Source organism: Humibacter sp. (assembly GCF_035547335.1).
In the GTDB taxonomy this organism is placed as follows: domain Bacteria; phylum Actinomycetota; class Actinomycetes; order Actinomycetales; family Microbacteriaceae; genus Humibacter.
The window spans coordinates 149,133-172,764 of sequence record NZ_DASZVF010000021.1; the positions used below are offsets into that span (position 1 = coordinate 149,133).

22 protein-coding genes and 1 pseudogene are annotated in these 23,632 nt (G+C 67.3%); 14 read left to right on the plus strand and 9 right to left on the minus strand.

Annotation, left to right across the window (positions count from 1 at the left end; translation table 11 throughout):
- Positions 1-149 precede the first annotated feature (149 nt).
- Positions 150-317 (minus strand): annotated as a pseudogene (locus VHB92_RS16690) (hypothetical protein); the annotation flags it as partial.
- Between the two features lie 96 nt (positions 318-413).
- Here VHB92_RS16690 and VHB92_RS05920 point away from each other — a divergent pair.
- Together VHB92_RS05920 and VHB92_RS05925 are read left to right on the plus strand one after the other, a co-directional pair.
- A complete protein-coding gene (locus tag VHB92_RS05920) occupies positions 414-650 on the plus strand; it encodes a hypothetical protein (protein ID WP_325452369.1) in 237 nt (78 codons plus the stop codon).
- The gene (locus VHB92_RS05925) at positions 647-991 is read left to right on the plus strand and encodes a type II toxin-antitoxin system PemK/MazF family toxin (RefSeq protein WP_325452371.1); all 345 of its coding nucleotides are present in this window, start codon (positions 647-649) and stop codon (positions 989-991) included. Before VHB92_RS05920 ends, VHB92_RS05925 begins: the two co-directional genes overlap by 4 nt.
- A 685-nt stretch (positions 992-1,676) precedes the next feature.
- On the opposite strand, the gene VHB92_RS05930 is transcribed toward VHB92_RS05925, so the two are convergent.
- Positions 1,677-2,839 (minus strand): IS3 family transposase gene (locus tag VHB92_RS05930; RefSeq protein WP_325452373.1). Its coding sequence is split into 2 segments (ribosomal slippage): positions 1,677-2,557 and positions 2,557-2,839, totalling 1,164 coding nucleotides; the frame shifts between segments, so codons are not numbered across the junction.
- A 586-nt stretch (positions 2,840-3,425) separates the two neighbouring features.
- Here VHB92_RS05930 and VHB92_RS05935 point away from each other — a divergent pair.
- Positions 3,426-4,811, plus strand: a complete 1,386-nt coding sequence (locus VHB92_RS05935; protein WP_325452375.1) for a phosphodiester glycosidase family protein — start codon at positions 3,426-3,428, stop codon at positions 4,809-4,811.
- 19 nt (positions 4,812-4,830) lie between these two features.
- Here VHB92_RS05935 and VHB92_RS05940 read toward each other — a convergent pair whose 3' ends face one another.
- Positions 4,831-6,492 (minus strand): alpha-amylase family protein, encoded by a 1,662-nt coding sequence (locus tag VHB92_RS05940; RefSeq protein ID WP_325452377.1) that lies wholly within the window; start codon positions 6,490-6,492, stop codon positions 4,831-4,833.
- Positions 6,493-6,660: 168 nt separating this feature from the next.
- Here VHB92_RS05940 and VHB92_RS05945 point away from each other — a divergent pair, with 168 nt between their 5' ends.
- The 4 genes from VHB92_RS05945 to VHB92_RS05960 all read left to right on the plus strand — a co-directional run bounded on the left by VHB92_RS05945 (position 6,661) and on the right by VHB92_RS05960 (position 8,129).
- Positions 6,661-6,912, plus strand: a complete 252-nt coding sequence (locus VHB92_RS05945) for a type II toxin-antitoxin system prevent-host-death family antitoxin (RefSeq protein ID WP_325452379.1) — start codon at positions 6,661-6,663, stop codon at positions 6,910-6,912.
- Positions 6,909-7,169 carry a Txe/YoeB family addiction module toxin gene (locus VHB92_RS05950; RefSeq protein ID WP_325452381.1) on the plus strand — a complete coding sequence of 87 codons (261 nt, stop codon included), beginning with the start codon at positions 6,909-6,911 and terminating at the stop codon, positions 7,167-7,169. The genes VHB92_RS05945 and VHB92_RS05950 overlap by 4 nt, the downstream gene beginning before the upstream one ends.
- A 57-nt stretch (positions 7,170-7,226) precedes the next feature.
- On the plus strand, positions 7,227-7,376 hold the full coding sequence (locus VHB92_RS05955; RefSeq protein ID WP_325452383.1) for a hypothetical protein: 150 nt from the start codon (positions 7,227-7,229) through the stop codon (positions 7,374-7,376).
- A 186-nt stretch (positions 7,377-7,562) separates the two neighbouring features.
- Entirely contained in the window at positions 7,563-8,129 is a 567-nt protein-coding gene (locus tag VHB92_RS05960; protein ID WP_325452385.1) for an isochorismatase family protein, read from the plus strand.
- Positions 8,130-8,180: 51 nt separating this feature from the next.
- Here VHB92_RS05960 and VHB92_RS05965 read toward each other — a convergent pair whose 3' ends face one another.
- Positions 8,181-9,197, minus strand: a complete 1,017-nt coding sequence (locus tag VHB92_RS05965; RefSeq protein ID WP_325452387.1) for a zinc-dependent alcohol dehydrogenase family protein — start codon at positions 9,195-9,197, stop codon at positions 8,181-8,183.
- 82 nt (positions 9,198-9,279) lie between these two features.
- On the opposite strand from VHB92_RS05965, the gene VHB92_RS05970 reads away from it, so the two are divergent.
- Positions 9,280-9,627 carry a helix-turn-helix domain-containing protein gene (locus VHB92_RS05970; RefSeq protein ID WP_325452389.1) on the plus strand — a complete coding sequence of 116 codons (348 nt, stop codon included), beginning with the start codon at positions 9,280-9,282 and terminating at the stop codon, positions 9,625-9,627.
- Positions 9,628-9,638: 11 nt separating this feature from the next.
- On the opposite strand, the gene VHB92_RS05975 is transcribed toward VHB92_RS05970, so the two are convergent.
- Positions 9,639-10,523 (minus strand): helix-turn-helix transcriptional regulator, encoded by an 885-nt coding sequence (locus VHB92_RS05975; protein WP_325452391.1) that lies wholly within the window; start codon positions 10,521-10,523, stop codon positions 9,639-9,641.
- Between the two features lie 101 nt (positions 10,524-10,624).
- On the opposite strand from VHB92_RS05975, the gene VHB92_RS05980 reads away from it, so the two are divergent.
- The gene (locus tag VHB92_RS05980) at positions 10,625-11,554 is read left to right on the plus strand and encodes an oxidoreductase (RefSeq protein WP_325452393.1); all 930 of its coding nucleotides are present in this window, start codon (positions 10,625-10,627) and stop codon (positions 11,552-11,554) included.
- A gap of 4 nt (positions 11,555-11,558) precedes the next feature.
- On the opposite strand, the gene VHB92_RS05985 is transcribed toward VHB92_RS05980, so the two are convergent.
- Entirely contained in the window at positions 11,559-12,098 is a 540-nt protein-coding gene (locus tag VHB92_RS05985; protein WP_325452395.1) for a helix-turn-helix domain-containing protein, read from the minus strand.
- 162 nt (positions 12,099-12,260) lie between these two features.
- Between VHB92_RS05985 and VHB92_RS05990 the strand changes: the two genes are divergently transcribed.
- Positions 12,261-13,217, plus strand: a complete 957-nt coding sequence (locus VHB92_RS05990) for an NADP-dependent oxidoreductase (RefSeq protein ID WP_325452397.1) — start codon at positions 12,261-12,263, stop codon at positions 13,215-13,217.
- A 93-nt stretch (positions 13,218-13,310) separates the two neighbouring features.
- Here the strand turns inward: VHB92_RS05990 and VHB92_RS05995 are convergent, their stop codons facing one another.
- From VHB92_RS05995 to VHB92_RS06005, 3 genes are read right to left on the minus strand one after another with little or no spacing between them, the layout of a single operon-like run.
- Positions 13,311-13,691, minus strand: coding sequence for a VOC family protein (locus tag VHB92_RS05995; protein ID WP_325452399.1), 381 nt, complete (start codon positions 13,689-13,691; stop codon positions 13,311-13,313).
- Between the two features lie 4 nt (positions 13,692-13,695).
- Positions 13,696-15,792 (minus strand): hypothetical protein, encoded by a 2,097-nt coding sequence (locus VHB92_RS06000; protein WP_325452401.1) that lies wholly within the window; start codon positions 15,790-15,792, stop codon positions 13,696-13,698.
- 29 nt (positions 15,793-15,821) lie between these two features.
- The gene (locus VHB92_RS06005) at positions 15,822-17,231 is read right to left on the minus strand and encodes a hypothetical protein (protein ID WP_325452402.1); all 1,410 of its coding nucleotides are present in this window, start codon (positions 17,229-17,231) and stop codon (positions 15,822-15,824) included.
- A 140-nt stretch (positions 17,232-17,371) separates the two neighbouring features.
- Here VHB92_RS06005 and VHB92_RS06010 point away from each other — a divergent pair, with 140 nt between their 5' ends.
- From VHB92_RS06010 to VHB92_RS06025, 4 genes are read left to right on the plus strand one after another with little or no spacing between them, the layout of a single operon-like run.
- Positions 17,372-18,616, plus strand: a complete 1,245-nt coding sequence (locus VHB92_RS06010) for a DUF4185 domain-containing protein (RefSeq protein WP_325452404.1) — start codon at positions 17,372-17,374, stop codon at positions 18,614-18,616.
- Positions 18,617-18,619: 3 nt separating this feature from the next.
- Positions 18,620-21,715 (plus strand): alpha-mannosidase, encoded by a 3,096-nt coding sequence (locus VHB92_RS06015; RefSeq protein WP_325452406.1) that lies wholly within the window; start codon positions 18,620-18,622, stop codon positions 21,713-21,715.
- Positions 21,712-22,686, plus strand: a complete 975-nt coding sequence (locus tag VHB92_RS06020) for a sugar ABC transporter permease (RefSeq protein WP_325452408.1) — start codon at positions 21,712-21,714, stop codon at positions 22,684-22,686. The genes VHB92_RS06015 and VHB92_RS06020 overlap by 4 nt, the downstream gene beginning before the upstream one ends.
- Entirely contained in the window at positions 22,683-23,561 is an 879-nt protein-coding gene (locus VHB92_RS06025) for a carbohydrate ABC transporter permease (RefSeq protein ID WP_325452410.1), read from the plus strand. The genes VHB92_RS06020 and VHB92_RS06025 overlap by 4 nt, the downstream gene beginning before the upstream one ends.
- Positions 23,562-23,632: the final 71 nt, after the last annotated feature.

The following is a 23,632-nucleotide window of genomic DNA, read 5'->3' on the forward strand; positions in this document are numbered from 1 at the left end:
TAGACGGTCGAAACCTTCAAGTCCGATCGGGAGTTCAGCCATTGTTCGCCGAGTGAGCCGATGGATATCCTTCCAGCCGCCGGATCGATGAACTCGCCCCTGGCCTTCTTCACCTCAACTGACGCGGCGAACTGCTCCGCGTCACGTTTGGTCTTGAACCCGCGCTTGTCGGTCTGCCGATGATCGGGAGTTCGGTAGCGGACCCGATAGCGGCGGCCGGAGACGGTTTTGTACGGCTCGATGCTCCCCATAGGCCGCACCCTAACCCGCACCATCGACAGGCCACCACCCGCGCCAGAGGTCGGCCACGCGGTCATTCGATGACCCCCGGGACCACCCACGGCGCCGTGTCCGGACTTGTCCGGACGCGTTTGGACCGTCTAGCGGCCCAACGGTGGCGGTATACTATCAGTATGACTACCACGATTAAGGTGAGCGATGAGCTCCGCGACCGGCTGAAGGAACAGGCCGCCCGCGATGGGCTCACCTTGGGCGCGCATCTGGCACGACTGGCGGATGCGGAAGATCGTCGTAAGCGACTGCAGTCGTTGAAGATCGCGATCAATGCCACAGGAACCGCGAAGGCTGTGTCGCATGCGGCGGAGTCCTCCGAGTGGGAGCGCGCTGAGCTGACCGACGCGACACAGTGACGGACCTCGAGCTTGCGCCGGGCGTCGTTGCCTGGGCATCCCTTGAGCCTGTTCGCGGCCGTGAACAGGGTGGCCACCGTCCGGTGCTCGTCGTCGCTTCCTCGGGGTATCTTGACGCGGTCACGACGCTGGTGATCATTCTCCCGATCACCACGGTCGATCGTGGCTGGCCGAACCATATTCGGGTTGAGGGGCCGAGCGGCCTCGATCGGCCGTCCTGGATCATGTCCGAGCAGCCCCGCACGCTCTCCCGCGACCGGATCACAGGGATAGCAGGCCAGGTCTCGGACGCCTGCCTTGCAGAGATCCGTACCTGGCTTGGCGACTTCCTCGACCTCTGAGTCCCCGGCTCTGTCGTTCCGACTGCCCGGGTCAGTGCCCGTTCGGTCCGGTGGTTCGTTTGGACAACGCTTGCCTACTGAGTCCGGTTCGCGATGCCAGCGAGTTCCAGCTCTCTCCCACCTCACGAAGATGAATGATCAACTGATCTCTCTCAAGAAGAAGGGCGTCCTGCTCACGCCGTAGCCGATCGAGGGACCGCCCGAGGTACCCGAGGCGTTCGAGGGCGTCGGCGCGCGTGCCCCATCTCTTCGTCGCGGCAGATTGCGCGTCGGCGGCGCGCCGCGCAGCGGCATCCCGAGCACGCTCCTCCGCACGCCGAACCGCGGCCGCGTCGTACTGCTCACGCTGCCTCGCGTACGCCGCTGAACGACGTTTTGACCTGGCTTGAACCCCCCGATTTGCCATGCAACTCGGTTTACACGCGACCCCTGTCATTCAGAGGGCCCCCGGGACGGCCCCACTGAAAGTGCCTGCGCGCATTGCCATTTTCGATCGGTCTGATCTCGTTGGCTTGGTCGTCGCGCTAACCGTCTCTTACTCCCACGTCCCTCTTGATTGATCTGTTTATCCGTCCTTCGCCATCTGAGTCGTTGCCTTCACTTCGAAGAACCGGCGCCCACAGACATCTCGCCCTACGTCACCAGTGTGAAATGGGACTGCTGCAGGTTTGGTTGACTCGTTCGTTTAGGCCGCGAGTGCGGCCTGTGGGTTGATGATCGTCTCGTACTCGATCGGGGTCAACTTCCCGAGACCGCGTTGACGTCGTTTCCGGTGATAGGTGCCCTCGATCCAGGTGATGATCGCCAGCCGGAGTTCCTCCCGGGTGGTCCAACGCCGCCGGTTGAGGACGTTCTTCTGCAACAGGGCGAAGAACGATTCCATCGCCGCATTGTCCGCGCACGCGCCGACCCGGCCCATCGATCCGAGCAGCCCGGCATCGCCGAGCGCGCGGACGAAGCGTTTGGAACGAAATTGACTGCCTCTATCGGAGTGGACCACCGTCCCGACCGGGTGACGGCGCTGCACCGCCATCTGCAGCGCCGCGACAGCGAGCGAGGACCGCATCCGATCACTGATCGAGTACCCCACGATGCGGCGCGAGCAGGCGTCCTTGACCGCGCAGAGGTAGAGCTTGCCCTCACCAGTTGGGTGCTCGGTGATGTCGGTCAACCACAGCCGGTCGATATCCGGCGCCGTGAACGCTCGTCGGACCCGGTCGTCGTGCACCGGCGGCCCGGCCTTGCGATTCAGGCCATGCTTCTTCGCGTGCAGCGACCAGAGCCGCTGCTGCGAACACAATCGCCACACCCGCCGTTCCGAAACCCGGTGGCCGGCAGTATGGAGGTCGTCGGCGATGAACCGGTACCCGAACGTCGGGTCGTCGCGGTGCGCGTCGACGGCCGCGTTGGTCAGGTGCGCGTCCTCCCAGTCGCGATCGGTCACAGGATCGGCACGCCATCGATAAAACGCCTGCTTCGAGAAGCACAACACCCGGCAGGCCACCGCGACCGGGATCCGATCGGCGGCGAGTTCAAGGACCAGCGGGTAGATCATTTTGGGAGTTGCGACTGGGCGAAGTACGCCGCTGCCCGGCGGAGGATCTCGTTCTCCTGCTCGAGCAGACGGATCCGCTTCTGCGCTTCCCGCAGCTCGGCCTGCTCGACTGCTTTCGCCGATGGCGCTGCCGTGAGTCCGATGCCATCGTCACGGTCCGCGAGCCGCAACCAGCGGGCGAGGCAGGACTCGGACACGCCGAAGTCCTTCGCGACCTGCCGCACCGACGTCTCGCCCTTCCGGGCAACCGCGATCACATCACGGCGGAACTCTTCCGGATACGCCTTCACCATGGCGCACATCCTTCCAGCAGGAGCGCATGCCCCTACCTATCAGGAGTCAACCAAACCGACAGCAGTCCCAATACTCCGGGATCCTCTTGGAGAGTGACCTTCCCGATTCCGCCACTGCATTTCCAGACGGACTGCAGATACCGCGCACCTTGCGGCCGGTTGACGGCAATCGTCTGGCTGCCCGTTCCAGTGAAACGAACCGGTGCACCGAATGTCGACCCGATAGGTGGCTCCGACGCGCTGGGTATGGCCGGGAGCGTAGGCGCTGGCGGGATGGGCTCGCGCTTGTCGATCGAGCATCCGCACAGCACGACGCTCAGCGATATCAACGCAGAAACGATGAAGACCACCCGACGTTGCCGCATTCACCACTCCCGCCCGCGCCCAACGGCACACTAGCGGCCGAGGACTGGCGACTAGAACCGGGCCCATCGACAGAACGGGCTCACCACTCCGCAGACGTGTCGCCTCGGCCGCTCTCGGTGCTGTCGGGATAGCCCGGTTCGCCACTGCGTCACCTGGCCTTCACCCGCCCTTCCATCGGGCATACCCTTCCGTGCCCATCGGCCTCAATACGTTCGGGCACATGAAACGAATCACCCGCGTTTGGGGCACACTCGCGATCGCCTGCGCCGCCACCGCCTCGTTCACGCTTGCCGCGAATCCGGATGCTCACGCCGCCACCACTGCGACTACACCGGATACGGATGTCGCCGTCCCCGCCGGATTCACCCTGCTTCCGGCGGGCAGCTATGCACCGCTGCCGGTCGGGGATCCTGACCTCACGGAGACCCGCAGCGTCGAGACGCTCGCGCCGGGTGTGACTCTTACGCACATCGTGCGGGGCGACGAGCCGGCCGCGATCGGCAGCGTGAATACCACGATGAGGGGTCCGTTCGTCGTCAACACGGTCACCATCGACCCGACCGTGGCGAAGGGGCACCTCAAGGTGGTACACCCGGAGCACCTGACCGACCGCGCCAACGTCGGCCAGCTTGTGACGAAGGCGAACGGTCTGGTCGGCATCAACGCATCGTTCTTCGACATCAACGACAACTACGGCGTCGCCGACGGACTCGCCATCGACGACGGAACGATCGTGGGCAATCCGAACGGTGAGGATCACGCCAGCGGAGTGCACAACGGCAAGACCTCGGGCCCGATCGTCGACTCCGCATCGAACAACCTGGTGCTGAACGGAGACTTCACCTGGTCGGGCACCATCACGAACCCGGTCAGCGGCAAGAGCCTCACGCTCACCGAGGTCGACAAGAACACGTTCGTGCCCTCCTCGTGTGCGAACCTCGTCGACCAGACCGCCTGCACGGTGGCAGGCGACCTCGTGAAGTTCGACCCGGTGTGGGGCGCCACCACTCCGGTCGGCCACGGCGTGGAGGTGGTGCTCGACAAGGTGGGCCGTGTCCTCAGCGTTGACACCACGCGCGGCGTCGCGCTGCAACCGGGGCAGACCTCCATCCAGGCCACCGGCAGCTATGCGGCCCAGCTGCTCGACCTGGTGGCGAACGGCCACAACATCCACACCGACATCCAGCTCTACAACGACGGCAAGAACGTGCCGCTCACGCCCAACACCGCAGCGACGACGGCGAGCTGGGTGCAGGTCGACGACGGGGTGAACAAGTACCCGTACCCGAAAGGAGTGGACACGCCGATCACACGGAATCCCCTCACGTCGGTCGCCACCACCCGTGACGGCAAGATCATCCTGTTCACGGTCGAGGGACGCGCGTCATTCAGCGTCGGGATGACGTATCCGGAAGAATCCGCCGCCTTGCTCGCCATGGGTGCGTGGAACGCGGTGAACCTCGACGGCGGCGGATCGACCGAGATGTACGCCGGCGGCCAGTACGTGACCACTTCGGCCGACGGCTACGTCACCGGATCCACGGGTCAGACCACCTGGAACGGAAAGCTGCGCGCCGACGGCGACGCGATCGTCTGGGTTCCGTAAGCAGACCCGCGGGCTCCCGTCAGAAGAGTTCGTCGTCGTGCGTCGTCAACCGGAACCACCGGTACCCGTACCCGTCGAGCGCGACCGTAGCCCGGCCGCGTTCGACGGGGACCTGCTCTGCGGTGAACACGTCGCGGAGGCAGTCTCGGTTTGCGGGCAGTGAAATGTGCACATCGCGCGGTTCGGCCGCGAAGCTGTGCAGCGCGACGATCACCCGAGCGCCGGAGGTGAGCGTGTGGGCAAGAACTCCCGGATCCGGTTGGTCGAGCACCTCGAACCCGCCCCAGCCGAGCTCGCGCAGGTTGCGGTAGTGGCGAGTCAGCGTGCGCATGAAGTGCAGGAGCGAGTCCTGGTCTCGTTCCTGCTGGGCCACGTTCACGTGTTCGGGTCCGTAGACCCCCTCGGTCACCGGCGTCCTCAGCCTGGAAGGTCGGGCCGTGGAGAAGCCGCCGTTTCGGCCCGCCGTCCACTGCATCGGGGTGCGCACCGACATCCGGCCGCCGATGTCGAGGTTCTCACCCATCCCGATCTCCTCGCCGTAGAAGAGCACCGGAGTTCCCGGCAGGGAGAAGAGCAGGCTGTAGACCATTCGGATGCGCCGGGGATCGCCGTCGAGCATCGGCGGCAAGCGGCGGACCAGCCCGCGCCCGTACACCTGCATCCGTTCCTCAGGCCCGAACGCCGCGAACACCTCGTCGCGTTCCTCGGCCGTGAGCTTGTCGAGCGTGAGCTCGTCATGATTGCGAACGAAGTTCGCCCATTGGATGTCGGGCGACCCCTTCGGACGGGACAGCAGCGCTTCGGCCAGGGGCCGGGCATCGCCGCGGGCCAACGACAGGTAGAGGTTCTGCATGCTGATGAAGTCGAACTGCATCGTCAGCTCGTCGCCCTCGGCGCCGCCGAAGAACTCGTTCTGCGCGTCACGTGACAGATTGACCTCGCCGAGCAGGATGCCGTCTCCAACCCTCCGGTTGAGGACCGACCGGAGCGAGCGCAGGTAGGCGTGCGGGTCAGGCAGTCGCCGCGCTCCATCGACGACATCGTCCGTCTGCAGCAGGAAGGGAACGGCGTCGACACGGAATCCTGAGACCCCGAGCTGCAGCCAGAAGCCCATCACCTTGGCGATCTCGTCACGCACCCGGTCGTCGGTGATGTTGAGGTCCGGTTGCTCACGGTAGAAGACGTGTTGGTAGTACTGCCCGGCCTTCTCGTCGTATTGCCAGTCGCTGGTCTCTTGGTCGGGGAAGACCGGGTCCGGTTGGTTCTTCGGGGCTTTGTCGCGCCACACGTAGAAGTCGCGGAAGGGCGACTGCGGGCTCGACCGCGCGGACTTGAACCACGGGTGCTGGTTCGAGGTGTGGTTGACGACCAGGTCGACGATCACGCGCATGCCCCGGTCGCGCGCGATCCTGAGCACCTCGACGAAATCGCCGAAGTGCCCGAGACGGCTGTCGACCCCGTAGAAGTCGGTGATGTCGTACCCGTCGTCGCGGTGGGGCGAGGGGTAGAACGGCATCAACCAGAGGCACGTGACCCCGAGCTCTGCCAGATAGTCAAGGCGCGTGGCGAGACCCTCCATGTCGCCGACGCCGTCGCCGTTCCCATCCAGAAACGTCTCGACATCAAGGCAGTAGATCACCGCGCTCTTCCACCACAGGTCGCTGGTGTCGCTGACTTTCATCGGACCTCCAAGCGGCACACGGTACGGCATCCAGCCGAAGCACAACCGGGAATCACGGTCGGGAGATCGTACAGATGGCGACAATCGGCCGTCCACCCTGCCTCGACTCCTCGAACTCGTTCGCACCCGTAGAGTGGTACGATATTCAGTACCACTAGGGAGGCGGTCATGTCGGCGATCACGGCATCCGAGGCACGCAAGAGCCTGTTCGGATTGATCCAGCAGGTCAATGACGACCACACCGCCGTCGAGGTCGTTTCCCGTCACGGCAACGCGGTGATCCTCTCCAAGGATGACTATGACGCCATGACGGAGACCGCGTACCTGTTGCGCAACTCGGTCGGCGCTCAGCGACTCGTCGAAGCGATCGAACGTGCACGGCGGGGAGACTTTGAACAGCACGACCTGTTCGACGCTTGAGCCGCCGGCTCGCCTTCGACCGCAACGGGTGGGAGGACTACATCCATTGGCAGACTCAAGACCGCAAAACACTGAAGCGAATCAACCAACTCATCGCCGACGTCCTGCGCGACCCATTTGCCGGCATCGGCAAGCCTGAACCGCTCAGGCACATCCTGTCCGGTGCGTGGTCGCGTCGCATTGACGACGCGAACCGACTTGTGTACTACGTCACCGACGACCACGTCGTCATCCTTCAAGCGCGCGATCATTACTGACTCGCTGTGTCAGACCTGCTAGGCGTTGCTCTCGCGGCACACGAGTAGGGTGACGGCATGCTCACGCGACTGATGCGTTCGCTCGGCCGGTTCCTCTCCTGGGTCGCCGACGTGGTGAAGCGGGTCGGCGGTGCACTGAACGGAGGCCGCGACGCCGACAGGTACGCTGCCAAGGTCTACGCGGAGCGGCGAGACTACCGCCCTTGAAGCTCCGGCCCGCAGGTCGATCCGCGTCTCCTTCGGCCCCCACGCGGATGGCGAGCGCGGTCGACCGTTCAAAGAGCGCGGTCGACCGTTCGAACAAGGGAGCCTGCGCACGCCGTGGCCGGGCCCGATCTGGCACCCTTGACCGCGGAACGAGCGCGGATGTCGGCGCTCAGCAAGGGAGAATCCATGTCCATCGAACTCGAGCAGAGGCCCGCTCTCGTCGTCATCGACCTGCAGGTGGGCATCCTCAACTATCCGACCGCGCACCCGACGGAGCAGATCATCGCGAACTCCGCGGCTCTCGCCGAGGCGTTCAGGGCTCGAGGCCTTCCCGTCGTGCTGGTGAACGTGGGGGGATCCGCTCCTGGTCGCACCGATCGTGGCAAGGCGACGGGACGTGTCGGCGGTCGCTCGCTTCCGCCCGAGACGACGGAGCTCGTACCCGAGTTGAACCGGCAGCCCAGCGACATCACCCTGACGAAGCGATCGCTCGGCGCATTCCTCACCACCGATCTCGACGCCAAGCTGAGAGAGGCCGGCGTGACGCAGATCGTGCTCACCGGGATCTCGACCACCTCGGGAGTGGAGTCCACGGCGCGGTCCGCCTTCGACCTCGGATACCACGTGGCATTCGTCACCGATGCCATGACCGACAACCTCGAAGCTCACAACGCCTCGATCGAGTACCAGTTCCCGAAACTCGGCGAGCTCGGCACGACCGCCGAGGTCCTGGCGCTCCTCGACGCGCGGTAGGCGGGCGTCCGACCACGCCTGACGAGTTCCGGATGCGCGAATCCCGCGCCCTCAGGTGGTGACGACGACCTTCTTCCCGGCCCGCACACCGCTCTCGAAGCGCCGTTGCGCGTCGGCGACGTGATCGAGATCGAGCGTCGCGTCGAGCTCGGGTCGCAGCGAGCCGAGTCGCACGGCTGCCTGCATGAAGGCGTTCATGCGCGCCAGCACGTCGGGATCGAGCAGGTAGTCGAAGCCGCGGTAACCCACGACATCCACGGTGGACTGAAGCGGCTCGGGAGTCGGTCTGGCGTCGAGGAACCCGGCTGCGACCAGCTTGCCGTGAGGACGCGTCGCACGCAGCAGGTCCCGCTGGCCCGGTCCTCTGACCAGGTCGAGCACGATGTCCGCGCCCGCGCCGTTCGTCTCGCGCAACACGTCCGCGGCCAGGTCGCCCCTCGAGGAAACGATGACCGATGCGGCACCGGCCGCCTCGAGTTCCTCGATTCTGTCGGCGTTCCGCGTGATGGCCAGGGGAACGGCCCCGAGGTGATTGGCGAGCTGGATCGCCGCTCGTCCCACGCTTCCTGATGCTCCGGAGATCAGTACCGTGTCTCCAGGGCGCATGCCCGCGGCCTCGATGAGCGCGCCGTAAGCGGTGGAGAATCCGACCCAGATCGCTGCTGCCTCGGCGATGTCGAGACCGCTCGGGCGCGGCACGACGGTGTTCGCGCGGACCGTCGTGTGGTCTGCATAGCTTCCGTTCTTGCTCGGGTCGGGGATGGCGGCGAGGATCACCGGGTCTCCGGGCCTGATGCCGCCGGTTCTCGGTCCCACCTTGTCGATGACGCCTGTCGCTTCGATGCCGAGTCGGCTGTGTGGCAGCGGCACGGGTGCAGGGGAGGTTCCCGACCGCATCATCACGTCCAACGGGTTGACGGCGAAGGCTTCGATTCTGACCCGCACCTCTCCGGGGCCCGGCTCGGTCACCGGGGCGTCGGCGATGCGCAACACCTCAGGCCCGCCGAACTCGTCGAACACCACGACTCGCGACGCTTGTTCTCCTCGCGACGCTTCTCCTTCTGACACTTGTCCTCCTCGTGACGAGACTCCTCGGTACTCCTCCTTCGACGTTACGGAGCACGTCGTTACCCGCAGGTACCTTGGGCTCATGCAGAATGCGGCGGGGCCGGGAGTGCTCGTCGACTGCCCGACCCGTCTGGCGGTGGAGATCCTGGCCGACAAGTGGTCGGTGCTGGTGATCTATGCCCTGGGCCGGGCGCCCCGGCGGCACGGTGAGCTGGTCGGCATCATCGGCGGTGTCTCGCGCAAGGTGCTCACCGACACGTTGCGGCGACTGCAGCGCGACGGACTGGTCGAACGACGGACGGGTGGGTCCCGACGCATCGAGTACCGGCTGACCGAGCTCGGCAGGACCCTGCTCGACCCGATCGAGACGCTCACCGACTGGGCGAAGGCCTACGGCGCCGCCGTGACCGAGTGTCGGGAGGGGACGTAGCGCGGTCGGCGTCAGCCGCGCGTGGTGCCTGCTGTCGAGCGAGTGTCGTCTGTGAGGGGCGCACGATCGACGGGCGCCACGAGCGCGAACAGCAGCCGCAGGCGGTCCTCGTGCCCGGGGCGCGGCGACATGACGATCATGGAGGCACCGCCCGCTACGCCGTACGCATCCCATTCCAGGTCGATGTCGCCGATTCGCGGATGCCGGATGGTCTTGCCGCCGTGCACACGATCGCGGACGTCGTGGCGCGCCCACAACGCGCGGAACTCGGCGCTGCGCACCGACAACGCGCCGATGACGGCGATCGCGCGCGGATGCTCGGGATCCTCGGCGACGGCGGTGCGGAGCATCCCGATGTACTCGATGGCCATGGCACGGCAGTCGGGGAACCGCACGAGCGCGTCGTCGCGGAACAGGGTGAGCAACACGTTGCGCTCTGCGGGCGGCAGCTCTTCCGGGTCGCCGAGCAGTTCGGCCGCCAGCGGATTCCAGGCGAGCACGTCGAGGTGCGGGCTCACGATGAACGCCGGCAGCTCGGTCGCGTTGAGGAGGGCGATCGCGCTCCTGGGCACTCGAACGGCACGCCTGCGGGGGCCGGCCGGCGGATTCCGCGCCTCCTGCGCGAGGCGCATCAGATGGGACCGCTCGACGTCGTCGAAGTCGAGGGCGTCGGCGATCGAGTCGAGGATGGCATCCGACGGCCGGGAGTTGCGGCCCTGCTCCATGCGCTGGTAGTAGTCCGTGCTGAGACCGGCGAGGGCGGCGACTTCCTCACGTCGCAGCCCGGCCACCCGGCGTCGCGGTCCCGGCTCGAGCCCGAGCTGCTCCGGCGTCGTCTGCTCGCGGCGCGATCGCAGGAAGAGACCCAGTTCGCGGGCCGCCGATTCGCTGGTCATCGCCTCATTCTCGCTCCGGCCGCCGCTGGGAGGGTCGTCCTGCCAGACCGAGGGAAAGCAGGACAACGGAAGCACGTCGGATGCTCCCTAACGTGAAGCCCATGACGAGTCAGTGGACGGCAGCGGACATCCCGGATCAGAGCGGCAGGACCGCCGTGGTGACGGGCGCCAACTCGGGCCTCGGCCTGGTGACGGCGACCGAGCTCACCCGCCACGGCGCCCGCGTGATCCTGGCCGTGCGCAACCCCGAGGCGGGCGAACGCGCCGCCGACGGCATCCGCGCACTGATACCTCAAGCGGATGTCGCGGTGGGCGTTCTCGATGTCGCGTCGCTCGCATCCGTGCGAGCCTTCGCGGCTCGCACCGCAGCCGAGCTCGACCGGATCGATCTGCTGATCAACAACGCGGGTGCTGAGAACCTCGCCGAGCGCCGCACGACGGTCGACGGCTTCGAGTTCCACCTCGGCACGAACATGCTCGGCCATTTCGCCCTCACCGGGCTCCTGCTCGAGGCTCTCGCCCGCGGGCCGGCATCCCGGGTGGTCTCGCTCAGCTCGATCACTCACAAGCGTGCCCACCTGGACTTCGACGACCTGCAGGGCGAGCGGCGGTTCAACGCCAATCGCACCTACGGGGCATCCAAGCTGGCGACCACGGTGTTCGGCATCGAGCTCGATCGTCGTCTGCGGGTAGCCGGATCTCCGGTCATCAGCATCATCGCCCACCCGGGGCTCTCCCGCTCGAACTTCATCGACAACGCGTGGCGCGACCGCGGTGCGGCAGCACAGTTCATGGGGCGGATGTTCTCCGTCGTCGCCACACAGCCGACCGAACGGGGCGCGCTGAACCAGCTGTACGCCGCCACGGCCGACGGGGTCGGCGGAGGCGAGTTCTTCGGCCCCGGCGGGGCCGGCGAACGCAAGGGCGACGTGACGCGGGTGCGCGCGTCGAGCGAGGCCCGGGATCCGGAGACGGGCCGGCGCCTGTGGGATGCCGCACAGCAGTTGACCGGCGTCAGCTACCTCTCATAGACGCTCACCCCACGGTGTCGTGCCGGGCTTGGGCGCCGGCCCGCATGCCGTCCAGCAGCAGGTCCAGCAGACGGCGGCCGAGTTCGTCGCGGCCGGGACCTGCGACGGTGAAGATGCCGATGAGCGCCGCGGCGACGTCATCGGCGGCGACGTCGTCGCGGAGATCCCCGCTCGCGCGGCCGGCCCTGAGCATTTCGTCGATGGCGCCGAGCAGCTCGTCCCGGGTCTGGGCATGGGCGATCTCGCCGGTCTCGACCATCGCCAGCAGGGTCTCGAGCATCCCCCTCTTCGTCGCTATCCAGTCGCCGAAGAGGTCCATCCACCGTCGAAGTGCTGTCGCGGGATCGTGCCGGGCGAGCAGGTCGTGGGCACCGCTCGTGAGCCGTGCGACCTGGTCCTGGTAGACCGCGTCGACGAGCGACTCGCGGGTGGGGAAGTGCCGGTAGAGGGTGGCGATGCCGACTCCGGCCTCGTTCGCGATCGCGCGCATCGACGGCTCTGGCGTCGCGGAGGAGGCGAACAGGCGAGTCGCCGCCGCGAGCACCTGCTGGCGGTTTCGCGTCGCATCCGCCCGCGGTGCACGGGTCGTGCTCGATGCGACGGATACTTGAGGGGACAAAACGGATCACGCTCCGATTAGGCTAGTGTGACGTTAACCGGAGCGTAGTCCATTTACGCTCCCCGACCTCGACAGGAGAACGACGGCATGACGGGCACGAGTGTTTCGCATTCTTCGACCGCGCGCGCGGTACAGTTCGAGTCGTTCGGCGGGCCCGAAGCCTTGCGCATCCGCGAGGTGCCGGTACCCGAGGCCGGTGCCGGGCAGCTTCGCGTTCGGGTGACGGCGGCGGGCCTCAATCCGATGGACTGGTTCATGACATCCGACGCCGACACGGCGGCCCGATTCGGCCTGAGCCTGCCGTGCGGTTTCGGCACCGACTATGCAGGTGTCGTCGACCAGGTGGGTGCCGGCGTCACCGGTTTCGCGGTGGGCGACAGGGTGTTCGGCGGCGCGTTGTCGCGAGCGGTGGCCGACTACGTGCTCGTCGACGCGGCCGGCACGATCGCAGTGGGCGGCGACGCGCACCACACGCCCGACGGGGTCGACGACCGTACGGCCGCCACACTCGCCATAGCCGGCTGCACCGCAGCGGCGGCGCTCGCCGTGATCGCGCCAGGGGCGGGCGACACCGTGCTCGTCGGGGGAGCGGGAGGCGGCGTCGGGGTGTTCGCGGTCCAGCTTGCGCGGATGGCGGGTGCTCGGGTGATCGGCACCGGCTCAGCGAGCTCGGCGGATGCGCTCAGATCCCTCGGCGCCGAGCCCGTGGAATACGGTGGCGGCCTGGTCGACCGCGTGCGGGCGCTGGCGCCGCACGGCGTCACCGCCGCGATGGATCTGCACGGCACCGACACGGTGGCCGCAGCCCGTGAACTGGGCGTGCCCGACGAACGCATCACCGCCATCGCCGCGAGAGTGGAGGGGATCACCTCGGCCAACGGCGCCAACGCCGCCCCCGGCGCCATCGAGGAGATCGCGGGTCAGGTCGCCGACGGCCGCATCAGGGTGCCGATCGCGGCGACATTTCCCGTCGAGCAGATCCGTGCCGCCGTCGAGCTCCAGGCGGGGCGCCATGTGCATGGCAAGGTCGTCGTCGAGCTCTAGGCGTGTCGGGCAGCCGTGGTCGGGACCACCTGAACTCGGAGCGGTTGCTTTCCGTCGTCTGCCAGGGCGGCGCATCCGTCGATGACGGGATCGTCAAGCGTCGTCGCCCGCTTCCTGAACGGATCTGAGCAGAAGGCAGAACTCGTTGCCCTCGGGATCCGCGAGCACGACCCACGTGGCATCCGCCGGCTGGCCGACGTCGATCCGCTTCGCCCCGAGGTCGAGCAGACGCTGCAGCTCTTCCGCCTGGCTGCTGCCGTCGGCACGGAGGTCGAGGTGTATGCGGTTCTTGACGACCTTCTCGTCCGATACGCGTCCGATCTCGATCCTCGGGCCCGACCCATCCTCGGGTCCGATGTCGGCGCCGGTGGCATCCGAGAGCAGAAGGCGCCAACCGAGCACGGAGCGCCAGAACTCTGCGACCCGCTGGGGATCGAGGGCGACCATCGAGATGGCGGCGATGCGACTGGTCATCTCGTCAGCCTACGTTCGGCTGCCGGCCGCGGTGCAGGTCCCGACCGCTCGCAAACGTCTGACCCGTGTTGCGGATGACGCCCCACGGCGTGTGAAGCAGGGCGGCCGCCTCGTATCCGGCCGCCGGGGCGAAGCGGGCGTCACTCTCCGAACGCGCGAAGGGGTCGATGCCGAGCGCGAGCATCGGCAGCGCGACGATGGGTCCAGCCGACCATGGATGGCAGAGGCTCGACTGGGTCGACTCGACGACCTCGCGGCGCGGCGAGTAGCGCTCCCACCAGGTCGCGGCACCGGCATCCAGCATGCCGCCCCAGTAGCTTTCCAGAAGCGCGGCCGCACCCTCCACGTCGCCGAGCGCGATCCGTGCACGGAACACCTGGAATGCGAAGTAGCCGGTCTCCACGGCGAACTCGTGGAGGACGGAGCCCGCCTCCGGCCCGACCACAGGGAGGGCGGTCGCACGGGGGAGTCCGCACAGCAGGATCGTCGCAGCATGCGGGAACCGCACCGGGGACGCGAGACGGGCGAGCACCTCGTCTCGTCTGTCTCGCAGTCTCTCGGCGAGACCAGTGTCGCGACGCCGCTCGGTCAGCGCGGCGGAGGACTCGAGCGTCACGGCGTACTGGGCATCCACCGCCGCCTGCAGCTCGGCCGGGGTGAACTCGTACCAGTCGATGAATGTCCACCAGCCGGGCTCGTCCGTGGTGAAGCCGCTGTGCGTCCAGCGCCCGTCCGCCCAATCGATGAGCCGCAGGAGTGCCGGATACGCCTCGTCAAGCAGCGAGTCGTCGTCCGTGAAGCGCACGGCCTCGTCGAGGTAGCACGGCCACTGCAGCGCGAAGTCCGGGATGCGATGACGCGTTCCGCTCGGCCACAGCCCGGGGATCATGCCGTCGGCATCCTGGCCCATCGCGAAAGCCAGCACCGAACGGCGGGCCGTGGCCGTCACACCGGTCGTCGCGAGGTCGAACATTGCCTGGATGCGGGCATCCGCGACGTAGTGACCGCCCTCGCGCAGCGGGCAGTCTTCGTAGAGGTCCTGCCGGCCGACCGCGACGGTTGCGGCGCTCACGGCGTGCATTCGCATCGACCGATCGTCGTCCGTGGCGTACAGCGCGTGCGGACGCGATGCCGTGATGGTGCGGAAGGATGACTCGACCACGGCGTCGGGATCGCCGTGCACGACGATCGCGAGCGCCCGGAACGTGCGGCGGTGCCAGAACCTGTGCCGTGTTCGGCCTTCAGGCACGACGACCGTGTCGACGGCCAGGATGCCTTGACGGATGCACGTCGGCCATCCCGTGTCGTCGGCGCGTTCGCCCATGAGGACGTCGACGGTCGCTCCGATCGCCGTCGTCACCTCGACCTCGAGGAAGCCGACGAGCTGGTGCGGCAGGTGGATCACGACGTATCGCGAATCACCGCCCGGTTCATGCCGGATCGCGCCGAGCGCCGCGCACCCCGTAGCCCGATCTGGGTCGGCTGTGGCCGCGCGTGCCGCCAGCGTCCCGGTCTCCACCACGTGGTCGGTGAGCCGAACGAGCCTCTCGGCCACGTCGCGTTCGCCGAGCGGGGGAGCGTCTTCGCCGGGATACTCGACAGCTGCTCCCCAGCCGTCGTCGTCGAATCCGGTGTCGAGCGTCCGGTCCGACCACTCGGCGTAGCCGGCCGACCAGACCATTTGCGGTGCGTTCTGCCGCCACGACGCAGGCACGCGCACCTGCCATTCCGAGGAAGAGTCCAACGACAGCTCCTCGTCGTCGCTCGTGCGCGCCGCGCCGTGCGTCCACAGACCGCCCAGTGAACGGCGTTGGTGGTGCGTGCCGATGCCGAGCGAGTAGGCACCGACGACGATCGTTGCGCGGGTACGACCGGCGAGCGCATCCGAGAGATCGACGCGGACCGCCTCCGTCAGTGCGTCCACGTGCTGCACGTCATAGTGCGCAACGATCTCGCCGTCGACCCACACCCGGAAGGAGCCTGGGGTGGCCACCTCGATCCAGGCGGATTCGATCGACGCAGCAGAGCGCAGCATCCTGCGGAACAGCAGGAGCTGGTTCGGCGTCTCGCGGTGGAACGCGTCCCAGATCCACGCGCTCACGGCTGAGTCCTCGTCGTCATGCCGGCTCCTCACGCTTCCGCTCGGGGCGGCAGCGCAGGCGCGGCCGCTGTGGGCACGGCCACAGCTGGCACGGTCAGCTCGCACCGCACCGAGCCGGTCGCATCCGCGGGCACGGTCGCCGTTCGGTCGAGCGGCGCGCCATCCGGGGTCGCTCTGACCACGATGTCGATCGTGGATGCGCGCCACGGTATGCCAGTGATCTCGAGCACCCCACCCTCGGGAAGGGCTGCAGGTGCGAAGGTCACCTCGTCGAGGGATGCGCGCGCACCCAGCAGGCCCTCGAGCACGAGCCGGATGTAGGAGGTCGCCGACCACGTCTGATCCGGCTCGCTCGGCCACCGGAACCCGCACTGCCATCCGCCGTCCGCGACTCCGCTCGCAGGGTGGTAGACCTCGTCGAATCGCCCGCCACTGGCCGCGACGAGACGCGAGAAGTCATCCATCGTGCGATGCACGTCGCCGTCGTCCGCGACCGCTTCGGCAAGCCCGACGAGTCCCATCACCATCGGCCAGCACATGACGTTGTGCCGCCCGGGACGTTCGTCGGAATACCGGTCCGGGAAGTGGGGCCCGACGTTGACGACCCCTGCTGCGCGGCGATCCATCGACGCGAGCACCGCGGATGCCGGCGACTCGGCGATCCCGAAAACGACGGCCAGTGCCAGGCCGGCTGCTTCACGATGCGGGTCGAGCGCGCCTCGCGAGCGCCCACTGCCATGCACGAAATACCCGTATCGTCCCTCGCCATCGCGAAGGTGCGCGTTGATCGCCGCGGCGAGATCCGCCGAACGGCGTTCGTACTCGGTGGCATCCTCGCCCAGTGCCGCGGCAGCGAGGGCGAGCAGCCGAAGAGCGCGGAAGTAGAGCGCGTTCGTCGAGAGTGACATGATCTCCTGGGCATCCGGATAGTCGAGCACGAAGGATGTCGGCTCGTCCGACGACGCCGGCGGCGTGGGCAACCCGGAGATGCCGTCCTGCATCAGCGCCGGTCCGGCGTAGAGGCCCCATGCCGGCCGGAACCGGTCACGGTCGAGGATCGCAAGCGAGGCAGATCCGATCTCGAGCACCTGGCGAAGGAACACGCGGTCTCCGCTCCACATGGAGTGGTCGTATGCGCCGAGAACCCAGGCGATCTGGTCCCACCACTGGTCGTCCTGCGCGATGACGGTCTGGCCGTCGGGCAGCGTCTCGCACACTCGCAGCAGCGTGGACCTCGCGTCGCCGGGGCGCACGACGTTCGCCGCTCCCCAGGAATTGAGCGCGGCATCCCTGGTCCAGGGATCCGCATAGCCGGCTCCCGCTCGGATGTACGTCGACCCATCGGCCGCGGTCACGGTGTTGCGCTGCAGATTGGCGAGGGCTTCGTCCCAGAGCGCGCCGACCGACGCGCTCCACGTTGCGGTGACGGTCGTCGTCATCTCGATCCCTTCCCGTGTCGCCGGCAGCTCGCCGGTCTCGATGATTCTACTGACAACGTTGACATCTGACGACAACGTTGTCACACTGTCGTTTGCGATCGCATCAGCGGTTGCTCACTCGACGATGAGGACGACCACGAATGAAGTTACGCAACTCTGTTCTGAGCGTCGGCGCGCTCGGCGCGAGCCTCGCTCTGGTGCTCGGTTCACCGGCGTTCGCCGACACGGTGGGGGACGGGTCCCCGGATGCTCCCGCCGCCTCCGCGGCCACTCAGCTTCCGAACGGCGGGCTTGCGGTCAAGGATTTCCAGATCCTCGGCCCGCTCGACCAGAACTCCCACGTCTCGGCACGTGACAACGGCCAGAGCGTCTTCTACGGCGGCAAGTCGTACTGGTTCTTCGACGACACGATCGAGACCGACCCGGATGCGTTCCTGACCAGCACCGCGGCCGTCACCAGCGACTTGACCGCTGCCGACAACATCCAGCTGCACTCGACGACCTTCGCCAGCGAAGCCGACACGGGCGCGCCGACCGAGTTCGTGCCGCTGTCGACGGCCGAGACCGACTTCCAGAACGAGCACGCCTCCACCGACTGCACGGGATCGACGGACCCGAACTGCGGAACGGTCTTCGGCTTCTGGCCGGGCGCCGCGGTCGCGGATCCCGCCCACCACCGCATCCTCGTGTTCTACGGCAAGCTCTGCCGCGGCGGCCTCGACACCGGGCCATGCGCCTCCGGCTTCATCGGCCAGCAGCTGGGCTCCGGAATCGTCTCGGTCGACATGCGCACGAAGGTGGCCACGCGACTGACCATCGAGAACCGCGACACCTCGATCACGAGTCCCGAGGGCGTCGATCCGACGCTGCTGTTCTCGCCGTCGGAGGAGTGGGGCAACGGAGGTGCCGTCGTCGTCGGTCACGATCTCTACGCGTACGGCGGATGCGACGACAACCACGCCTGCGGAGTCGCGCGCGTACCGCTCGACCGGGTGCAGGACCGCGCAGCGTGGTCGTTCTACACCGGCACGTCCAACGGCCGGCCGCAGTGGTCGCCGGATGAGACCAAGGCCGTCATCGTCATGCAGGGTGGGGCGGCAGGCGAGACGGTGCAGTACGACCAGACCACGCACCTCTACATGAACACCTTCGAGGAGACGCTGTCCGACCAGGTGCAGTTCCAGACCTCGCCCACTCCGTGGGGCCCGTGGGGAACGCCCACCGACCTGTTCACCGCCCAGAAGAGCACGGCGTGGAACTACGCGGCGTTCGCGCACCCGGAGTACACGACCGACCACGGCCTCACCCGCTACTACACCTACTACTCGTCCGCCACGGGCGCGCAGATGCTCGTGCGCGTCCACTTCACCCAGAAGAAGCACTGATCCATGCACCTCGACCCCCAGCGCGTCATCGACCGCGCGACCAGACTCCTCCGCGAACGGATCCGGCCGGCCACCGAAGCCGTGACGGCTCCGCTCACGGCGACCGTCCGGGACCTTCCCGGTGAACCGGAGCCCTTCGCCACGGCGACCGCGCCGAAGGACGAGTTCCGGCCGATCGCCGTCGGTGACGCCTGGGGGCCGGCCTGGACGACGAGCTGGTTCCACCTCACCGGTGAGATCCCCGATGCCTGGCGTGCCCGGCTGGATGCCGCACCGTCGCGCGTCGACGGGAGCCCCGCCATCGGCCAGGTGGTCGCCGTGATCGACATCGGATTCCAGCCCGATTCCGGCCCAGGGTTCCAGTGCGAAGGCCTGGTCCACACGGCAGACGGAACGATCGTCAAGGGCATCCACCCGAAGTCGCAGTGGGCGCCGATCTCTCCCGACGCGTCCACGGTCGACCTCTGGGTGGAGGCCGCGGCCAACCCCGACATCGCATCCGTGTCTTTCCGGCCGACGGAGCTCGGTGAGGGCATCGCGCCGAGTGGGCCTCCGCTCTACCGGTTGCAGCGTGCTGACCTCGTTCTGCTCGACCCGGTCGTGCAGGCGCTCGAAGTGGACATCGAACTGCTCATCGGATGGGCGGAGGAGCTCCCTGCCGACCGCCCGCGTCGGCTTCGCCTGCTCGCCGCGCTCGACCGTGCCTGCGACGCCGTCGATCTGGACGACATCCCGGGAACGGCGGCCGCCGCACGGGAGATCCTCGGCGAGGAGCTCGCCAAGCCAGCGGACGCGAGTGCCCACCGGGTTTCGGCGATCGCCCACGCGCACATCGACTCGGCGTGGTTGTGGCCGACTCGCGAGACGGTGCGCAAGTGCATCCGCACGTTCTCGAACGTGCTCGACCTGATGGACAGGTACCCCGAGTTCTACTTCGCGTGCTCCCAGGCGCAGCAGTACGCGTGGGTCGAGCAGAGACATCCGGAACTCCTCGAGCGCATCAAGGAGCGAGTCGCCGAAGGCCGGTGGATCCCGGCAGGAGGCATGTGGGTCGAATCGGACACCAACATGCCGGGCGGAGAGGCGCTCGTGCGGCAGTTCGTGCACGGCAAGCGCTACTTCGCCGAGAAGTTCGGATACGAGCCGAAGGAGGTCTGGCTGCCGGACTCCTTCGGGTACACCGCCGCTCTTCCGCAGATCGCCAAGCTCGCCGGCTACCGCTGGTTCCTGACGCAGAAGCTCGCGTGGGGCTCGCCGACCAACAAGTTCCCTCACCACACGTTCCACTGGCAGGGCATCGACGGCACGACCCTGTTCAGCCACATGCCCCCGGTCGACAGCTACCTGTCCGAGCTCTCCCCGCGCGAGCTCGAACACGCGCAGGCCAATTTCCGCGACGCCGCGGAGGCGAGCAGGTCGGTCGTGCCGTTCGGACACGGCGACGGCGGAGGCGGACCGACGGCCCTCATGATGGAGCGTGCGCGTCGACAGGCGGACCTGGAAGGCTCGCCCACCATCGAGCACGCGACGCCCAAGGAGTTCTTCACGGCCGCCGAAGCGGAGTACGCGAACGCGCCCACGTGGGTCGGCGAGCTGTACCTGGAGGCGCACCGCGGCACCTACACGTCGCAGTCCGCGATGAAGCAGGGCAACCGCCGCAGCGAGCACCTTCTGCGCGAGGCGGAGCTCTGGTGCTCGACGGCCACCATCAGACACGGTGTTCCCTACCCGTACGAGGAGCTCGACCGGATCTGGAAGACGGTGCTCCTGCACCAGTTCCACGACATCCTTCCCGGCTCGAGCATCGCCTGGGTGCATCGCCAGGCGGCGCAGACGTACGCCGAGGTGGAGCGCGAACTGGAAGCCATCATCGACAGCGCCATCGACGTGCTCGCCGGCGCCGGTGACGTCGCGCTCGCGTTCAACGCGAGTCCCGTGACCGTGGACGGGGTGCCCGCACTGGCAGCGGCGGCCGCGGATACCGACTCTGGTTACGACCGCGTCGAGGTGACCGAGAACGACGGAACGACCATCCTCGACAACGGGATCCTTCGCGTCACGTTCGACCGGAGCGGCGCGTCGCCCAGCATCGTCGACCTCCGCCGCGGGCGCGAGCTCGTCGCGGCAGGCGGCCGGGCCGGCGAGCTCGTGCTGCACCAGGACTTCCCGAATCAGTTCGACGCGTGGGATGTCGACGAGCACTATCTGCGTACGTCCGAGGTTCTCGACGACGTCGAGGGCCTGAGGGTCGAGAGCGGTGAGGACGGTTCGGCGACGGTCGTCGTCGAACGCCGGTTCGGCAGATCGACGAGCATTCAGGCCACCACGCTGCGTGTCGGCTCCGACAGCATCGACTACGAGATCGATGTCGACTGGCACGAGGCGGAGCGGTTCCTCAAGGTGGCGTTCCCGCTCGACGTGCGGACCGATCACTCCACGTCCGAGATCCAGTTCGGGCACATCCAGCGACCGACGCACGCGAACACGACGTGGGATGCGGCGAAGTTCGAGATCTGCGCACACCGCTGGGTTCACGTGGGCGAACCGGGGTTCGGCGTCGCGATCGCCAACGACTCGACATACGGTCACGACATCCGTCGCCGCGAAGCACCGGAGAGCGGGCTGCCGGGCACGGACGTGCGGCTGTCGCTGTTGCGCGCGCCGCGGTTCCCCGACCCGCGCACCGACCAGGGCCTGCACCGGTTCCGGTACAGCCTCAACAGCGACGCATCCATCGCCGACGCAGTCGACGCCGGTTACCGGATCAACCTGCCGATGCGTACGCGCGCAGGGGCGGCGCCGGTCGAGCCGCTGGTCAGAGTGCAGGAAGGATCCGGCGTTCTGGTCGAGAGCGTCAAGCTCGCCGAGGACCGCTCCGGCGACCTCATCGTGCGCCTGTACGAAGCGCTCGGCGCCCGCACCACGGCCACGGTCACCTGGGACACGCCGGCACGAACGGTCACCATCGTCGACCTGCTCGAACGCGAGCTCGACGAGCTCCGTCACGCGGATGGCTCCGCGTCGCTCGAGTTCCGGCCGTTCCAGATCGTCACACTCCGGATCGCCCGGAGCGCCGCACTCGAGGAGGAGGTCGGATGACACGCACCACGATCGACATGCCCGCGCCGTCGGCGCGCACGCTCGGCCGAGCGAGAGCGAAGCCGTCGGGGATGAGCCGCCGCAAGCGACGCGACGCCATCATCGGCTACGCCTTCATCTCGCCGGCGATCATCGGGCTCCTGCTCTTCGTCGGATACCCGATGGTCACCTCGCTCTACCACTCCTTCACCCAGTGGAACGGGCTGACACCGGCGCAATGGATCGGCTTCACCAACTACGTGCAGATGTTCACGCACGATCCGACGTTCTGGCCATCGCTCGGCGTGACCCTGCTCTGGGTGGTGGTCTCGGTTCCCGTGACCATCGCGGCAGGACTGGGACTCGCCGTGCTGGTCGACCGGGCGTTCAAGGGCGTGAAGCTCTTCCGCACGATCTTCTACCTGCCCGTCGTCCTGCCCGCGGTGGCCGTGCTGACGCTCTGGAAGTACATCTACGACCCGACGTACGGGCTCGCCAACGAGATCCTGCGCGCCTTGCACCTGCCGACCGTCATGTGGCTCGGAGACAGTCACACCGCGCTGGCGTCGATCCTCATCGTCGGGGTGTGGGGCATCGGCGGCACCATGATCATCTTCCTGGCCGGGCTGCAGGCCGTTCCCACCGAGCTCGCCGAGGCGGCGAAGGTCGACGGCGCCGGACCCATCCGCAGGTTCATGCAGGTGACCCTGCCGATGATCGGACCGATCCTGCTCCTTCAGCTCGTGCTCCAGCTCAACGGCGCATTCCAGACGTTCACGCAGGTCGCCATCCTCACCAAGGGCGGCCCCGGAACCTCGACGGACCTTCTCATGTACAAGATCTACACAGACGGCTTCGCGAACTTCATCGCCTCGCCGAACCTGGGCTACGCCACGGCCGAGGTCTGGGTGCTGTTCATCATCGTGATGATCGTGACACTCGGCATGCTCCGCTTGACGCGCGGCCGCTTCACGGCGGGGAACGAAGCATGACCGCCGTGATCGCACGCCCCCGCCGGGTGCCGCTGGCGCAACGCGTTCCGCTGGTTCTCTCGCGCATCGCCTGGTACGCGCTGTGCGGGCTGCTCGCCGTGACCATGCTGCTGCCCCTGGTCTGGATGCTCAGCATCGCGCTCAAGACGAACGGCGACATCAACCAGATCCCGCCGACGTTCTTCCCGAAGGAGTTCGACTGGTCGAACTTCGTCAACGGCCCCAACCAGATCGACTTCTACCGGCTGCTGATGAACACGGCGATCGTGACCGTCGCTTCCACGATCGGGGCCGTCGCCAGCTCGATGGTCGTCGGGTACGGGATCTCCCGCATCGAGTTCCCCGGACGCAAGCTCTGGTTCGCGCTCATCTCGGGAAGCCTCTTCGTTCCCGGCATCGTGGGCCTGATCCCGTTGCAGCACCTGTACATCTCGACGGGTCTCATCGACACCTGGGTCCCGCTCATCCTGCCGGCGTTCTTCGGGAGCCCGATCTTCGTGTTCCTCGCCCGGCAGTACTACCAGTCGATACCGAGATACCTCGACGAGTCCGCGCTGATCGACGGCGCCAACCACTGGACGATCTTCACGAAGATCATGCTGCCGATCACGAAGCCGGTGTCGATCACGATCGCGATCATGTCGTTCCAGCTCGCCTGGAACGACTACCTCAACCCCCTGGTGTACCTGCAGACGCAGACGAAGTTCACCCTGTCGCTGGGCATGGCGTCCTTCCTCGGCGACACCGCGGGGTCGCAATACAACTACTACATGGCGACGAACCTGCTGTTCATGCTGCCGCCGCTCGCCCTGTTCTTCCTTGCCCAGCGCTACTTCATGGAGGGCATCGGCTCCCTCGGCACCATCTCGAAGTGAGCGTCCCCGGCGTACCCCCCCGGCGCGTAGCAGCGCTGCGTGCCATCCACCATCACCGCAGTACCGCACTC

Bases quoted from the DNA above. Each gene is read 5' to 3' on its own strand.
- VHB92_RS05920 (WP_325452369.1), top strand. From the start codon at position 414: ATGACTACCACGATTAAGGTGAGCGATGAGCTCCGCGACCGGCTGAAG.
- VHB92_RS05935 (WP_325452375.1), top strand. From the start codon at position 3,426: ATGAAACGAATCACCCGCGTTTGGGGCACACTCGCGATCGCCTGCGCC.
- VHB92_RS05940 (WP_325452377.1), bottom strand. From the start codon at position 6,492: ATGAAAGTCAGCGACACCAGCGACCTGTGGTGGAAGAGCGCGGTGATC.
- VHB92_RS05945 (WP_325452379.1), top strand. From the start codon at position 6,661: ATGTCGGCGATCACGGCATCCGAGGCACGCAAGAGCCTGTTCGGATTG.
- VHB92_RS05955 (WP_325452383.1), top strand. From the start codon at position 7,227: ATGCTCACGCGACTGATGCGTTCGCTCGGCCGGTTCCTCTCCTGGGTC.
- VHB92_RS05960 (WP_325452385.1), top strand. From the start codon at position 7,563: ATGTCCATCGAACTCGAGCAGAGGCCCGCTCTCGTCGTCATCGACCTG.
- VHB92_RS05970 (WP_325452389.1), top strand. From the start codon at position 9,280: ATGCAGAATGCGGCGGGGCCGGGAGTGCTCGTCGACTGCCCGACCCGT.
- VHB92_RS05975 (WP_325452391.1), bottom strand. From the start codon at position 10,523: ATGACCAGCGAATCGGCGGCCCGCGAACTGGGTCTCTTCCTGCGATCG.
- VHB92_RS05980 (WP_325452393.1), top strand. From the start codon at position 10,625: ATGACGAGTCAGTGGACGGCAGCGGACATCCCGGATCAGAGCGGCAGG.
- VHB92_RS05990 (WP_325452397.1), top strand. From the start codon at position 12,261: ATGACGGGCACGAGTGTTTCGCATTCTTCGACCGCGCGCGCGGTACAG.
- VHB92_RS05995 (WP_325452399.1), bottom strand. From the start codon at position 13,691: ATGACCAGTCGCATCGCCGCCATCTCGATGGTCGCCCTCGATCCCCAG.
- VHB92_RS06005 (WP_325452402.1), bottom strand. From the start codon at position 17,231: ATGACGACGACCGTCACCGCAACGTGGAGCGCGTCGGTCGGCGCGCTC.
- VHB92_RS06010 (WP_325452404.1), top strand. From the start codon at position 17,372: ATGAAGTTACGCAACTCTGTTCTGAGCGTCGGCGCGCTCGGCGCGAGC.
- VHB92_RS06015 (WP_325452406.1), top strand. From the start codon at position 18,620: ATGCACCTCGACCCCCAGCGCGTCATCGACCGCGCGACCAGACTCCTC.
- VHB92_RS06020 (WP_325452408.1), top strand. From the start codon at position 21,712: ATGACACGCACCACGATCGACATGCCCGCGCCGTCGGCGCGCACGCTC.
- VHB92_RS06025 (WP_325452410.1), top strand. From the start codon at position 22,683: ATGACCGCCGTGATCGCACGCCCCCGCCGGGTGCCGCTGGCGCAACGC.